The sequence below is a fragment of the Bradyrhizobium ferriligni genome (genome assembly GCF_056837965.1).
Map to the genome: position 1 here is coordinate 66,335 of NZ_JBXEJO010000021.1, position 12,741 is coordinate 79,075.

The 12,741-nt window shown below is 59.4% G+C and carries 11 protein-coding genes and 2 pseudogenes; 8 read left to right on the top strand and 5 right to left on the bottom strand.

From position 1 onward, the window contains the following. Positions 1-286: 286 nt before the first annotated feature. Positions 287-424 (bottom strand): sigma factor-like helix-turn-helix DNA-binding protein, encoded by a 138-nt coding sequence (locus AC1VNY_RS14725; RefSeq protein WP_482405719.1) that lies wholly within the window; start codon positions 422-424, stop codon positions 287-289. Positions 425-493: 69 nt separating this feature from the next. Between AC1VNY_RS14725 and groL the strand changes: the two are divergent. The 6 genes and pseudogenes from groL (at position 494) to AC1VNY_RS14755 (ending at position 5,369) form a co-directional block, all read left to right on the top strand. Next, a pseudogene (groL, locus tag AC1VNY_RS14730) lies at positions 494-2,153 on the top strand (chaperonin GroEL). 197 nt (positions 2,154-2,350) lie between these two features. Then, positions 2,351-2,683, top strand: coding sequence for a hypothetical protein (locus tag AC1VNY_RS14735; RefSeq protein WP_482405679.1), 333 nt, complete (start codon positions 2,351-2,353; stop codon positions 2,681-2,683). Positions 2,684-3,216: 533 nt separating this feature from the next. Continuing rightward, a complete protein-coding gene (locus tag AC1VNY_RS14740) occupies positions 3,217-3,672 on the top strand; it encodes an Hsp20 family protein (protein ID WP_482405680.1) in 456 nt (151 codons plus the stop codon). A 143-nt stretch (positions 3,673-3,815) separates the two neighbouring features. Then, the gene (locus tag AC1VNY_RS14745) at positions 3,816-4,151 is read left to right on the top strand and encodes a hypothetical protein (protein WP_482405681.1); all 336 of its coding nucleotides are present in this window, start codon (positions 3,816-3,818) and stop codon (positions 4,149-4,151) included. Then, positions 4,148-4,270: a hypothetical protein gene (locus tag AC1VNY_RS14750; protein WP_482405682.1), complete on the top strand. Its 123-nt coding sequence runs from the start codon at positions 4,148-4,150 to the stop codon at positions 4,268-4,270. The genes AC1VNY_RS14745 and AC1VNY_RS14750 overlap by 4 nt, the downstream gene beginning before the upstream one ends. Before the next feature lies 1 nt (position 4,271). Further along, complete coding sequence (locus tag AC1VNY_RS14755; RefSeq protein WP_482405683.1) at positions 4,272-5,369, top strand: trypsin-like peptidase domain-containing protein; 1,098 nt, start codon at positions 4,272-4,274, stop codon at positions 5,367-5,369. 89 nt (positions 5,370-5,458) lie between these two features. On the opposite strand, the pseudogene greA reads toward AC1VNY_RS14755, so the two are convergent. Next, positions 5,459-5,940, bottom strand: a pseudogene (greA, locus tag AC1VNY_RS14760) (transcription elongation factor GreA). Between the two features lie 443 nt (positions 5,941-6,383). Here greA and AC1VNY_RS14765 point away from each other — a divergent pair. Beyond that, on the top strand, positions 6,384-6,623 hold the full coding sequence (locus tag AC1VNY_RS14765) for a hypothetical protein (protein ID WP_482405684.1): 240 nt from the start codon (positions 6,384-6,386) through the stop codon (positions 6,621-6,623). 685 nt (positions 6,624-7,308) lie between these two features. Here the strand turns inward: AC1VNY_RS14765 and AC1VNY_RS14770 are convergent. From AC1VNY_RS14770 to AC1VNY_RS14780, 3 genes are all read right to left on the bottom strand, one after another. Continuing rightward, on the bottom strand, positions 7,309-7,503 hold the full coding sequence (locus AC1VNY_RS14770) for a hypothetical protein (RefSeq protein ID WP_482405685.1): 195 nt from the start codon (positions 7,501-7,503) through the stop codon (positions 7,309-7,311). 69 nt (positions 7,504-7,572) lie between these two features. Continuing rightward, positions 7,573-8,070 (bottom strand): Hsp20/alpha crystallin family protein, encoded by a 498-nt coding sequence (locus AC1VNY_RS14775; protein WP_482405686.1) that lies wholly within the window; start codon positions 8,068-8,070, stop codon positions 7,573-7,575. Positions 8,071-8,144: 74 nt separating this feature from the next. Beyond that, positions 8,145-8,600 (bottom strand): Hsp20 family protein, encoded by a 456-nt coding sequence (locus tag AC1VNY_RS14780; protein ID WP_482405687.1) that lies wholly within the window; start codon positions 8,598-8,600, stop codon positions 8,145-8,147. Between the two features lie 3,415 nt (positions 8,601-12,015). Between AC1VNY_RS14780 and AC1VNY_RS14785 the strand changes: the two genes are divergently transcribed. Next, on the top strand, positions 12,016-12,336 hold the full coding sequence (locus tag AC1VNY_RS14785) for a DUF736 domain-containing protein (RefSeq protein ID WP_482405688.1): 321 nt from the start codon (positions 12,016-12,018) through the stop codon (positions 12,334-12,336). The last annotated feature ends 405 nt before the right edge of the window (positions 12,337-12,741 follow it).

Genomic DNA, 12,741 nt, shown 5'->3' on the forward strand with positions numbered 1-12,741 from the left:
GAAAGGAGGTAACCAGAGATGCGGAGCTTAATGGTACTTGCTGCTCTACTCGGGATGGTGGTCTCGCTGCAGGCGAAAGAAGCGGATTCGTCGCGAGCAGTGCGAAGCTCCGACGCCACCGTTAAGCAGCTTGTCAGTGATCAAAGCGGCCAGCCCCCGGGCAAGAACATAGTCCGCTGGCCGCAAGGACCGTGATTTCTCGGCGGAAGCCGTCGTGCCTGATGTCTGCACCGGCTGCTGATCCAGCAACCAGCAGCCGGCCAGCGGTTTCTATGTGCTGCTTCTACTATGCGCGCGCTGAAGCAGCCTCAAGCTCCGGAAGGCGTGCGCACAGCATCGACTTGATACGCTTCAACGCACGCTGCTCGATCTGGCGGATACGCTCACGCGAAATACCGAAGGTAAGCGACCTTCTGGGTGTCATCGACAAGGTCGGCACCGTCAAGAAGGCAGCGTAGCGCGCTGACAGTCATAGAGGAAAGGAGAGATCAAAATGGCTGCCAAGGACGTGAAGTTCGCAACCGAGGCCCGCGAGCGCATGCTGCGGGGCGTCGACACACTGGCAAACGCGGTGAAGGTCACACTCGGTCCAAAGGGGCGCAACGTCGTCATCGAGAAATCGTTCGGCGCGCCGCGCATCACCAAAGATGGCGTGACCGTCGCCAAAGAGATCGAACTGGAAGACAAGTTCGAGAACATGGGCGCACAGATGGTGCGCGAGGTCGCCTCAAAGACCAACGAATCCGCCCGTTCATCTCGACGACGTCACTTTCCTTGACCTGAAGATGGTCAGAACCACGACCGCGACCGTGCTCGCTCAGGCCATCTTCAAGGAGGGCAGCAAGTCCGTCGCCGCCGGCATGAACCCAATGGATCTGAAGCGCGGCATCGACCTGGCTGTCGACGCCGTCGTTTCCGACCTCAAATCACACGCCAGGAAAATCACCTCCAATGACGAAATCGCCCAGGTGGGTACGATCTCGGCCAATGGTGACACCGAGATCGGCCGCTTCCTGGCCGACGCCATGAACAAGGTGGGTAATGAGGGCGTGATTACCGTCGAGGAGGCCAAGAGCCTACATACCGAACTCGAAGTGGTCGAGGGCATGCAGTTCGACCGCGGCTACATCTCGCCCTACTTCGTTACCAACACCGAGAAGATGCGTGTCGAACTCGAGGACCCCTACGTTCTGATTCATGAGAAGAAGCTGTCCGGCTTGCAGACCATGCTGCCGCTGCTGGAGCAGGTCGTTCAGTCCGGTAGGCCGCTCCTGATCATCGCGGAGGACATCGAAGGCGAAGCGCTTGCGACATTGGTCGTCAACAGACTGCGCGGCGGACTGAAGGTCGCGGCCGTCAAGGCGCCGGGCTTCGGTGACCGCCGTAAGGCCATGCTGGAGGACATCGCGATCCTGACCGACGGCAATGTCATCAGCGAGGACCTTGGTATCAAGCTGGAAAAGGTCACAGTGAAAATGCTCGGGCGCGTCAAGAAGGTCGTCATTGACAAGGACAACACCACCATTGTTGAGGGCGCGGGCGCCAAGAAGGATATCGAGGCGCGCGCCCAGCAAATCAGGCTCCAGATCGAGGAGGCGACCTCCGACTACGATCGCGAAAAGCTGCAAGAGCGCCTCGCCAAGCTTGCCGGAGGCGTCGCAGTGATCCGTGTGGGTGGTGCGACGGAGGTCGAAGTCAAGGAACGCAAAGACCGTGTCGACGATGCGATGCATGCTACTCGGGCGGCGGTGGAGGAGGGGATTCTCCCCGGAGGCGGGGTTGCCCTCCTGCGTTCCCTCGAAGCGCTCAACGGCATCAAGACCGCGAACGCCGACCAGAAGGCCGGTATCGACATCGTTCGTCGCGCTATCCGGATGCCGGCTCGGCAGATCGTGCAGAACGCCGGCGAGGACGGCTCACTGGTTGTCGGCAAGCTTCTGGAGCACTAGAGTTACAACTGGGGCTTCAACGCGGCAACTGGCGAGTACGAGGACCTGGTGAAAGCCGGTGTGATCGATCCCGCCAAGGTCGTGCGCACCGCCTTGCAGGACGCCGCGTCGGTTGCTTCGCTGCTAATCACCACCGAGGCACTCGTGGCCGAGAAGCCGAAGAAGGCTGAACCGGCTCCGGCAGCTCCCGCCATGGACTTCTGAACAATCGAGCCCGGCCGATCACGGCCGGGCTCGACCAATGAGAGGAGAGAAGACCGCTTCCAAAGACGGAGTGTCCCATGAACAAGTCTAATCGTCGTCGGCTCAGGATGAGGCAGGACACGATCCATTGGTTCATGTTCTCCCTGAGCTTTGCCACCATTGCCTGGATCTGTTTTCGAACGATGGGAGGAGTATAGATGCTGAGCCATCACCATACGTTCGCCGCCCGGACGGAGACCAACCGCAATCTGCGGCGATGCCTGCTCGCTCTAGTAACAGGTGGCGCAATGTCCCTGACGGCCTTCGGTGCTTACGGCGTGGAAAGCCCGCCGGGAACCGAGGTCACACAGGGTAGCTTCACTGGACTGCCACTGCCGCCAATCCCGTATCTCGACACGATGCCGTGGCTGAAATGGCAGCCCGCGGCGGCAACGATGAAGATCGACATCTTGCTGCCGCCGACCTCCGCGCCGACCGGCATCTGGCCGCAACAGTCGCCCCATCCCGCGGGACTGGCGGCAACAAGCTGAACCTCAGAGAGCGGCCCGCGAAGGCCGCTCCCTACCTTACGCAATCTCGTCAAGAGCGAGCGACACTCATGTCCGGGCTGAGTTCGGCGAGGCATTCCGTGCGCGGGAACTCCGATGCAACCTCAAGCACAGCAGTCGAGCTTGGCGTCCACGACTTCCTCATCCGAGGTTGTCTGAAGGTGATCGGTCACTACGAGCGCCTGCTCTCAACTGCGAGGAGCGAGCAAGAGCGCCAGCTCTATCAAGCCCGGATTGAGCGAGAGCAGCAAGTAATGGATGATCTACGCCAGAGTGCTCTTCCGGATCGCGTGGCCGCCTAGTCACTGAGCCGCCAAGGGAGCCTCTTGAAGAAAAATGCGCATGCCCCTCTTGAACTCAAGGACGTTAGTTCTAGTTCGTTTCTCGACCGCGACTGCGGTGTGTCGAGCGCCAGGCCGGGCTCGGCACGAGGCACTGGACTGGGGTGTTCGACCGTAACCGAACTCCCATCCTGCCTTGCTTCGTATCCATATTGCTCTTTGGAGGACTTGGCTATGAGGACACTTGATTTTAAGCCAGTGTGGCGCACCAGCGTCGGCTTCGATCATCTGGCTGGCCTCATCGACGGCATGTCGCGCCGGCCGAATGAGGACAGCTATCCACCATACAACATCGAGCGGTCCGGTGAGGATCACTATCGAATCACGCTGGCCGTGGCAGGTTTCGTCGCTAGCGACATCTCCGTGACGGCGGAGCAAAATGCGCTCATGATCGAAGGCAAGAAGTCCGATGCGGCTGCGCGCGAGTATCTCTACCAGGGTATTCCGGCGCGACCGTTCCGGAGAGTCTTCAGTCTGGCCGAGTACGTTCAGGTCAAGCAGGCATCCTTCCGGGACGGTCTCCTGACCATTGATCTCGTTCGAGAGATTCCGGAGGCGATGAAGCCGCGCAAGATCCAGATCGGTGCAACGGCTGCTTCGTCGCAAATTGAGCGGAAGAAGGCAGCTTAGGTAGCCGCGATCCGTGGACCGGCGATCTCAACGGACGTCGCTCTCCGTCCTATCTCATCTCAACGCGGGTGGCGACATCGACTACGCCGCCATCTAAATCTTGAGCACCATCCCTTGGAAAGGAGCTAATCGGGAGGCGAGCCATGACTAATGTAAAAATCGAGCGCGGTGGTCTGCACCCATTCTTGCACCCCGCCGCTTACTACATTTCTCCGGCGGAAGTCCTGAATGACATGGAGCTCTCGACGCCTGAGAAGCGGATCATCCTGTCCTCGTGGGCGTCGGATATGTACGCAGTGGAATCCCGTCCCGACCTGCGGGAGGTCCCCGGAACGAGCCACGCTGTGAAGTTGGCCGACATACTGGCAGCGTTGCGGCAACTCGACGGAGACGACGATGATGATCCGCCCGGTGGCGGTGGCGTCCCCATGCGGCTGCGGCGGCCCTGGGCCGCCGCACAGCGGAGGTCTCTGCGATGATCACGGGCGCTGTCCTGGGCATCGTGCTGCTCGGCCACGCCGCGGCGTTGTGGGCAATTCCGATCGTAGCATTGCAACGGGCGTGTCTGCCGCTGACTGGCGATTCCAAGGACAATTGAAATGTCAGGACAACGAACAATATTGGCATGGCTTCTGTTTGTTGTGCTCTCCGTGTATGATCCGGCAGTAGCTCAAGTGCCGGACCTGAAGACAGGTGGTTCTGTGCCAACATTGGCGCCGGTGGTTCGACAGGTGACGCCCGCTGTTGTAAATATTTCCGTGCACGGCCGTGTTCGTGAGGACAATCCACTTTATCGCGATCCGTTCTTTCGGGAATTTTTCGACATTCCCAAGCAGGTCGAGAAGGAAATCAATTCGACAGGTTCGGGAGCCATCGTCGATGCCAAACGCGGCTATGTGCTGACTAATAATCACGTTGTCGAAGGCGCTTCAGTCGTTCAGATTACGACCAAGGACGGCCGGCAGCTATCCGCGAAGGTGATCGGGCGCGATGCGCCAACTGACGTCGCAGTGCTGCAGATCCAAAACCCTATCGGCCTTCAGGGGCTTTCTTTCGGCGACAGTGATGCGCTCGAGGTCGGGGACTTCGTGCTTGCGATCGGAAATCCCTTTGGACTCGGCCAGACCGTCACGTCCGGGCTCGTCAGTGCGCTGGGTCGCACAGGCTTGAGCAAGGAAGGCTACGAAGACTTCATTCAGACGGATGCTGCGATCAACCCAGGAAATTCCGGCGGCGCATTGGTTAATCTCCGCGGCGAATTGGTCGGCATCAACTCCGCGATCATTTCGCCCGGCGGAGGGAATGTCGGGATCGGTTTTGCAATTCCCGCGAATATGGCCCGGGTCGTTATGGAACAGATTGTAGATAAGGGACACGTTGAGCGAGGCCGCATTGGCGTTTCACTGCGCGAACTCCAGCCATCCACCAAACAAGGGCGCAACGAAGGCGCGGTGATCGCAGAGGTCGCGGCAGACTCTCCGGCTGCAAGGGCCGGCTTGCGGAAGGACGATATTGTGGTCATGGCAGATGACCGCCGGATCCGCACCGCGTCGCAACTTCGTAACAAGATCGGCCTGGCACGTGTCGGTCAAGATGTGAAGCTCACCATCGTGCGGGGCGGTCAAACCAGTTCCGCAGTCGTGAAAGTTGCTCCCCCCGTCCAGGCAAGCAGCACATCCACTCGCCTGTTGCACTGATGCAAAAGGTTCAAGACAATCTGGCCGGTCGACTGCCAAATTCAATGCTCTGGCAGGCGTATTGACTCAAAAGCCCAGCTTCTCTGCTTTTACGGCAGCCATCTAACTTGCTCAACTTTGTAACTCTTGTCGCCGCCTGGGTCTCGACGGCTACGACTGAGCCTTTGGACTTGCCTATCAACGCCCGTGCGAGCGGGGAACTGAACGAGATCTTGCCTCTTGCCGGGGCGGCTTCCGGCTCGCCAACGATTTGGCAAATTCGCTCCTCGCCCGTATCCTGGTCTGTCAGCGTGACCGTCGCGCCGAATCTGATGGTCTCGCCGGAGAGCTTTGACACATCGATGATTTCTGCACGTGCAAGCTTGGTGTCTAACTCGGCTATGCGAGCCTCGTTGAGCCCTTGCTCGCTCAGTGCAGCCTGATATTCCGAATTCTCAATAAGGTTGGGCTCGTCGGCAATCGCTTGCTGAATGCGCTCGGCAAGATGCGGCCGCTTGATTCTAGTGCGGTCGGCCAGTTCGTCATTAAGAGCGGCATGACCGGCCGCAGTCATGGGGAAGGTTGGGATCAATTCCGACCGCCTTGTGAGAGCACCGCCCAGAGCCGAGAGCGGTCGCTGTCGTCTGCCGGGCCGACCTATCTCGGTACTAGGGCTAGCAACAATGCTGGCCTTGACCTGTTCCAAGGAGCGCCTGGTCCATCGCGAATGATCGATGAATAAAGGAACTGACGGTCCGGTCGTGGGTTTTTGCGGGTATTCAGAACAGACTCCGGCACGCTTCGGTCGAGCGCGCCTCGGGGTGCTGTGGCCTTCGTTTGCATAGCGACAATGGAAACAGGGGAATCGACCGATGTGTCAGTATGCCGAACTCACGCCTTCGATGACGAACGTGGCAATGCTCCTGACGCGAAAGCAGCACTTATCAGCCGCCTAGCAGAAGGTCCAGGGGAGTAGATGCCGAACTGGACGCGCTTGATAGCCCCGATAAGCTTTGAGAACCGCGGAAGGCATCTATGACGATCGAGCGGGATTTCGGCTTGGGCGGTGCCGCTCAAGATGAGAGGGCATATCTCGAATCGCTGATTCGCCAGGATTTCGAGCGATGTCATCCGGGCGAGACTCTTGAGGATCTCAAAAGACGAGCCTCGTTTTCCAGGGAGGACAGAGGATTGCTGCGAGATTGGATGGCGGTCGCCGCCGGCCGCGCAGCGGCTGAGCGGGCGAAGACGAGCGAGGTCAACTCGGCCGCATAGTCGAGCGCCTTCTCACGGTGCGTGCTCGATTTGCCGCAGGAACATTGCGGCCGGCCGATCATTCGCGCGAGGGCCGTCGGGATGAGAACAAGTTATTTCGCTGACCTCTACCCCGCCATGGACTCCTTTGAACTAAATAAGATTCCAGGAGCAACACCTGGCATACTGCCTTGTCGTGCTGCGCTCCATCTTTTTTGCCAAATTGTTGCTCCGGTCAACCAGCCAAATCTGGCTTCGAGATCGCTAGCCCGGATGAGGGGACGTCGACACTTCCGACCCTGCGGATGAGACGGTAGCGCCGATCGAAATAATCTTGCTGCCGCCGACGCGACTGTGCTCGAAACGACACGGAGCATGCTTCACGATCTCGGATACAGCCCGATCGCGGCTGACAATCTGGATACCGCGCTGGCGAATCGTTCTCATCAAGCCATCGACTTGGCGAATATTGATCTGGCGATGCCCGGCGTTTCTGCACTCGACGTCGGACTTGCGCGTCAACAGCAGCAGTCGAGCTTGCCATCCAGATCTCATCGAAGCGACCGGCAAACATATGAACGGCAGTCTGCTCCTCAGCAAGCCGTTTTCCTCCCGGGAACTCTCGACCAAGCTGGAAGCGGTGCTAGGCACCAAAGCCCGCCAACCGTCTGCTTGACTCGGACGCACGCGCCAAATCCGCGCGGACTCAGTCAATACCGGTCCGCACCATCGCGCGCGCCAGCTCGAGCTCGCTGATCGCTTGACGCAGCGATCGGCGGGCCGCGTTCTTATCCCCATTCGCACAGGCGACTTTCAGTTCCTCGATGTGTTGAGCCGCGATCTCCGCATGCGCAACAACATCCGCAGCGCCTGCAAAACTTGATTTCCGCTTTGTGTCCATGGTCGGGACATCCCCGCCCGCTCTTATTAGAAGCAGGACGGGAGCGGAGACCGCTCCCGTCGATTTGTGTCATTTCGAGTTGATCGCAATACGCTTCACCTTGGATTCTGCTTGCGGCAGCTTTGGCATGGTGACAGTCAGAACTCCGTTCTTGAACGCAGCAGAGATCTTGTCCTGGTCCACGTCTTCGATCGGGATGCGCCGTTCAAATCTGCCGTAGTACCGCTCGCTGAACCTGCGATCCTTGTCATCCGTCTCAGTCTTCTTCTCTCCCTTGATCGAGAGAACGCCATTGGCGAGTTCGATCTGGACGTCGTTTTCGTCGAGACCTGGCAACTCCGCCGTGACTTTTACGTCTTTGTCACTCTCGTTGACCTCAATGCTCGGCCAATTCATCGACTGCTCGAAAAAGCTGCCGCCAAATGGCGCGACATCGAAGCCGCGGAGGGCGTCATCGAATAGCCGGTTCATCTCCCGATGCAGAGTTAGAACCGGATTGTAGTTTTCGGAGCGACGGGTGGTCAGATCACGACCGCGGCCCCAGGGGATCAGATCGGTGATAGCCATAGAGCTTTTCCTTTCCTTGTTCCAAAATTCGCGACGCGAAAAAGCCTCGCCGCAAAAAAGCCAACTGCGAGCAGTTACGCCGCCTGCTTGTTCTCATCATTCTGGTGATCACCACCTGTGCTGATCGCAATCTGGCGCGGCTTCATCGCCTCGGGAACTTCCCGAACCAGATCGATCTTGAGCATGCCATTCTCGAACGAGGCGCTCTTCACTTGCACGTACTCGGCCAGATTGAAGGTCCGTCGGAACGGGCGCGCAGAGATGCCTTGATAGAGATATTGATGGCTGCTTTTGTCGGCCTTGCGACCCTCAACGGTCAGGGTGTTCTGCCCGGCCGTGATGGAGACCGTGTCAGGCGGGAAGCCAGCAAGAGCCAGCGTGATTTGGTAGTGGTCCTCACCGACACGCTCTATGTCGTAGGGCGGGTAATTGTCCCCGCCGGTCCATCGGCTGGACTCCTCAAGAAGGTCGAACAGACGATCGAACCCAACCGTCGATCGCCACAGGGGGGCAAGATCAAGCGTGGTCATAGCCATATCCTCCTTTGAGCAACATGGATAAGAGCACCCCGGACACCTGCCGGGTGCCCGCCGATCGGGCCCTGTACCGGGCGCCCGATCTCGCCGCGCAATTGTTCGCGCGGCTACCCATGAAGTTAGAAGCGGGCCGTATCGTTTCAAGGCCTTTCAGGCACTTGCGAAAGCGGCAGTGCCGCACTCATGTTTTTGTCGGGTCAGCTGAGCCGAATGTGGAAGGATTTCCTGCCGTCCGCTGCGCCTCGGCCGGTCCCTCCAAAGGTACTAGCCAACGAGAGTCACCATGGCAGCAGTCCAAACGACGTGATCGACACGGCGCTTCCGGAATCAATTCCCGCGAGTGATCCGCCGTGCTTCGCCGCGCGCGGTGTCAATATCGGAGCTCCTGGTTGGTTTGGTACTCCGCGCGCGCAGCTCCTGGAGATGAGCCTCCCGCCTTGGGTCGGCTGAACGGAAGACGCGACAAATGGCCTTGATGTCGGACAGCAGCAGCGCATCGCGAGATCTCGGAACGAAGGCTCATGCCGGGGGGGCATAGCGCTGCGCCGGCGTAGCCACGTTGGTCGAGCCGGCAAGACCCTGAATCTAAGAGTAAGCAGCCAATTGGAAACACGGAGGAGCGAATGAAGATTGCGCAGATTGCCTCACTATTCGAGAGCGTACCGCCTCGGCTCAGCACCACTGGGAGCCCAGAGGCCGATGCTGAGGCCGAGTGTTCTATGATGAATCCGGCGTGAGCCGAGATTTCTAAAGCTAACATCAGTTCAGGAATCGCGACTTCTTCGCGATGCGCTGGCTGCCATGATTGGTCGCAGGGCTTAACTGGGGCACCAATTAAAAACGGCCCCAGCGCGGTCGAGCGCGCCGAGGCCGAGTTGCCATGATTACCTTCACGCCAAAACCAACACTCGGTCGGTTGGTTCCTCTTTTTTGTGTGCCTATTGGTCGCCCACGTACAACTCCAACGTTTCCTTGTGGCGCAGCTGGAGCACTCAAGCGCAGGCCGGCGAGAGTTGTTCGCCTGTCAAGAAGCGGCCCCAGCTACCGTGGAAGCTGAGGCAATGTGTAGAAGACTTAGGATGCTTCGGACGTCCGCTCCGTTCTCCATTACAGCACGTTTCCGTGAGCAACCGTGAGAGGCTGGCCTATGAGCGCTCGCTTGTGGGAGTCCAAAGCTCTCAACGGATCATGCCGATAATCTCCACAGCGTTTTGCCGGGCCGATCTCGGCAGACCCGCGGCGAACGCAAAGTCGCGCGGGCGGCTTGGGGGACCACCCGCGCTAGTCTGGGTGGAAGCTTGGCCATCTCTGGGGGGCGCGATACATGAGGGCCAAGCCGTCTTCTTCCGAGCAACTCGCATGCCAGATAGGCGAGCAGCCTCCTCGCGGGGCAAGCATAAGCTCATGAAGCGCGGCGCTGGGTCGAAGCCATGAAAGACGTGCGGGCGGCGGGAGATCCGCCCGCACGAGTTGCGCTACGAAGCGGCTTGGGCCTCAGGAGGTCGTGATTGAGCAACCAAGCCGCACATCACTCAGCAACCGGCGTGCCAGACTGTGAAGAAACGACGAGAGACCAAAAAGTTGTGCTTTTTCACGCCGCGCCAGCCAACTACTCGGGCGGCTTCCGAACATGAATGTCGGTAACCTGACGCGGTCGTACGAGATCGGAGGGCAGTACCCAGTAGTCGAGGTCGCGGGGGGATTGGACCGTTCAGCCGTTGCAACTGCTGCTCTTCGATCGGGCAGTGGAGCATTGCGGCCGTTGCGCCGCAATTGATCAGGGTCAGCTCCATGGCTTTCGTCGGGCGGCCACGGCAAACGCGCGAGTTAAATGGCTGAACTCTTTGTCCTCGTCGTATTCCTTGAAGATCGACGACCGTCACAGTTCAGCTTGGTGCGGCTGAACCTCCGGACGTGGAGGTTTACCCAGACAGACACGGCCTCGCGTCAGGTCGCTTGCTACCGACCGGTGTGCTGTTGGCTGCGGATTAATCAGTCTCCTTGTCCGGTGCGCCGCGGGCCCCACTCTTCGCGCCCTTGGTCGACTTCCTGCCCACTTTCCCGCCCGCGGTCCTGAGCTTGGGCGAGGAATCGTCATCATCGCTCGTGCCACTCCGTGCGCTATCTTGCATTCCTTTGCGAGCCCTGGCGTCGGTGGCGAGGCTTTGCGCAATGACGGAGTATGCGAGGAAAGCCGAAATGCCGCATGCGATTACAGAGATCTTCGCCAATTTCATCCATGTCTCCTGGATCGAATTGCTTGCGAGGGAGCGATTTTGGCTTAATGCCGCTGCGCCATTCGCTTCGCGTTGAGGGTACGAACGGCGTAATATTCACGATGACGCCCAACCAGCTCTGTCATTTGGGTGTGTTACGTCCCGATCCGATGCTTCGCTGACGGTTTCCAGGCTACGCCCTGACGTGGCGTGAGGTTCAAGCGATTTCTGCAGTTTAATTATCAGTCCGCCGTTCTCGAGGCCGTTTATGTGGTATCAGGCTGATCTTCCGGGATCGTGCAGGTCTGGGCCTGTCGCTCGAGCGGCCTGACGAAGGCGTCTTTCAGCTCGCTGGCTAATAGGCCCAATTTATCTGACAACGTGGATTTCGTTGGTCTGGGCAATGGTGAGCCGCTCATGCCTGTAATTCGAAACAGTCCAACGGAAGATGGCCGTCGAAAAGCTGGTGTTTTGCCTGCCCCAGATCGCATTGTTTGCCGGGCTGCTCGGCGCGTTTCGCGTCGGCGGCACGACGTGGAGGCGCTTGACTGTGCTTGGTCGCGGAGACCCGCCTGTTCGAGCCGGCTAGACGTGGAGCAACCTCCTCAATGATTCTCCCGGCCGCCACGCACGAGGGATGATCCTTCGTCACCTTCCTCGTCGAACAGGTTCGTCCGGATCGCCATATTGAATGCGGGGTCAAGGTGATGAGAGCGAGAAGTTACGCGGCTCTCTTCGGTGCGCTTCGAGCAGGCTGCGCCGATTTTGGCCTAGCCCACTCGTCGCGGTGGCGCGTGGCGCGCCCTTGATCGTTCGTTCATGGACGATACCGCCCTTTGCGGCAGATTGTTTGTCTTTCTTCGCTGAATCGTTCCAACATCTTGTGCAGCTGAACCGAGATTGGCCAGTCTTCCCCTTGAGATTGCGCTTCAGCACGCGGACGCACGTGGCCTCCTTGATGGCTTGATCTGGCCGAAGACCGGCTTCGCCTCGATCGTCTGAGCCGCAACGCCGTTGATGCGACTTTCTTCCCCTGGGCTTCGCCCATTCCTCGCGAGACAAGAAAGTCGCATCAACGGCGTCCTCCGCTGTGCTCCGGCCCGCGGGCGGGTGCGTCGCCGATCGTCCTCGGCCCTTAGATCGCCATCGAGGCCGCGGTGGTCGCGGGCTCGAAACACAACAGGAGAAGTGACATGGCTAACATCGGTTCTTTCAAGAAACTGGGCAACGATTTCCAGGGCGAGATCGTCACCCTGAGCCTGCAAGCCAAGGGCGTCCGTATCGTCGCCGAGACCAACCGCTCCAACGACAACGCTCCGAGCCACCGCATCTATGTGGGCCGGGCCGAGATCGGCGCAGCCTGGTCGAAGCGCTCCGAAGAGGGGCGCGATTATCTCTCGCTCAAGCTCGACGACCCCTCGTTCAACGCACCGATCTACGCGAACCTGTTCGACGACGAAGGCGGCGAGGTCTATACGCTGCTGTGGTCGCGCCCGCGCAAGAACGGCGAGTGAGCCTCGATCCTTCAGAGCCCCGCCCGGTCTGCCGGGCGGGGTTCTTTTTTCTGCGCGAGCCAGCGAGAATCTCTCGCCGTTGGATGGTGCGCTCGCATGCAAGGATCGATCTGCCCCGACGCCTCCGGTGCCGGCCGAGCGCAGGTTTCGCGCGCGTATCACGGCCTCAAATACGGATGCGTTCGTCGCCGGCCTTCTGCAGGGCGGTGCGATTCTCGCCGAAGGCCGGCCCTGCGCTTAGGCTAGAATCTTCTCGTCCTCGAATTTCAAAAGCGCAAACCCACCACTCGCTCTGGCAACCCCAGCGTCACAAGATTTTCGGCAGACCTTTGCATCATTTCCGGCCTGACGAACAACTAATCGAGGACTTTGAGGTTCTGACAGGGCAAGCTTGTGCCGGTTTGA